Genomic DNA, 1,718 nt, shown 5'->3' with positions numbered 1-1,718 from the left:
TTGCGCTCTCCGGTGCCAACAGCGCGGCGGTAAACAACGCCAAGTTAACACTGAACAGCGGCAGCATCACCGATGTTGGCCAGGCCGGCACGCTCAGCGACGAAACGGTCGGCAACCTGACACTCAACGGCGGCCAGCTCAACTTCGTGGGTGATATCGCCAACGGGCGTGCCGACGGCGTGATCCAGACCGATAATTTTACCGCCAACAGCGGTGAAGTGAACATTGATGGTGAGTTTAACCGTGACAACAGCAACCCGAACAACTTGTCACTACTGGATCAGAACCGTGGTATCAGCGGCATGACACTGGCGATTGCTAACAGCGCCAGTGGTGCCGACAATTTGACGCTGCGATTGAACGGCGTCGAAGTGCTACCGGAGCAAGGGAAGATTTCGGACATCACGCAAAATGGTATCACCGTTGCCGAGGGGATCTACGACTACCATCTCTCCAACTCAAGTGTCAGTGGTCAACAGGGACTGTATCTCAACTACGAACTGCACACTCTTAACCTGCTGACGGATGATGTCAACGCACTGCTGATTGCCAGCAGTAGCGATCCGGCCAGCAACCGCCGGTTAACTGCACGGCTGACCGGCATCGGCGGCATTGTGTTTGATGGCAGTGCCGCGCCACTCACCGTAGCCAACAGCAGCAACGACTACCGGGGCAGTACCACAGTGCGCGGTCAAGTGCTGATGGGATCGGATAACGCCTTTGGCCAAAGTTCACGGTTAACGGTGCAGAACGGCGCTCGCTTAAAGAGCAACGGCTTTAACCAGACTCTGGGCGCGTTAACCAATGCTGGTTACATTGATCTCGATCCGAGCATCTTCACCACTGGCTGGCTGAACAACAGCGGGGTGATCGACCTGGCCGGCGGCACACTCAACCTGAGCGCTGGCGGTAGCTCCAGCGCTGATGGCGGATTAACCGGCAGCGGGGCGTTGAATGTGCAGGGCGGCGATTTGAGTATCACCGGCGCGAACAATAGCTTCACCGCCAACACCCAGATCGCCAACGGCGCGTCGATCAGCCTCAGTTACAGCGGCAACCTGGGCAGCAGTGCGGTCACTATCGATGGCGCACTGAACTTCAACGCGGCTGGCAGCTTTGCCAATCTGTTGACCGGCACCGGGGTGATCAACACCAACGCCAATGTGGCGCTCACCGGCAGCAACAGCTTTAGCGGCCGCCATGCGATCAACAGCGGCGGCAGATTAACCGTAACCCAAGCGGCTAACTTAGGCAGCGACAGCGCAACGGTAGAGTTAACCGCCAGCGGTGCAGCACTGGATCTGGATGGCATCAACGGTGTGCTGGCACAGGCGATCAGCGGCGTTGATGGCGCACAGGTCAATATCAACCACGCCAGCCAACTCAGTTTCAGCGGTGATAACAGCGCGTTTGCTGGCCAATTTAACATTGATGGCAGCAGCAGCCTGACCGCCAGCCAACAGCAGCAGTTGGGCAGCGGCAGCATCGATATCGCCAACGGGGGGCAACTGATTTTTGACCAGTTTGCCGCCGGCACACCGGTACAACTGAGCAACCGCATCAGCGGTGCTGGCACCTGGTTACTGCGCAACAGCCAACTCGACCTGTCTGGCAACAACAAGTTGGCCAACTTCAGCGGGTTAGTGGAACTGAACGGCAACGCCCAGATGACACTGGACGCCTTAACGTTGCTCAACAGCGCGCTTGGCTTCCATATC

Annotated in this window: 1 pseudogene; it reads left to right on the top strand. The window is 57.7% G+C overall.

From position 1 onward, the window contains the following. Positions 1–1,718 (top strand): annotated as a pseudogene (locus EOJ37_RS14555) (autotransporter outer membrane beta-barrel domain-containing protein); the annotation flags it as partial.

The sequence above is a fragment of the Serratia microhaemolytica genome (genome assembly GCF_004011885.1).
Taxonomy (GTDB): domain Bacteria; phylum Pseudomonadota; class Gammaproteobacteria; order Enterobacterales; family Enterobacteriaceae; genus Serratia_G; species Serratia_G microhaemolytica.
The sequence above is the reverse complement of the archived record's forward strand: the minus strand, read 5'-3'. Positions and strand labels throughout refer to the sequence as shown.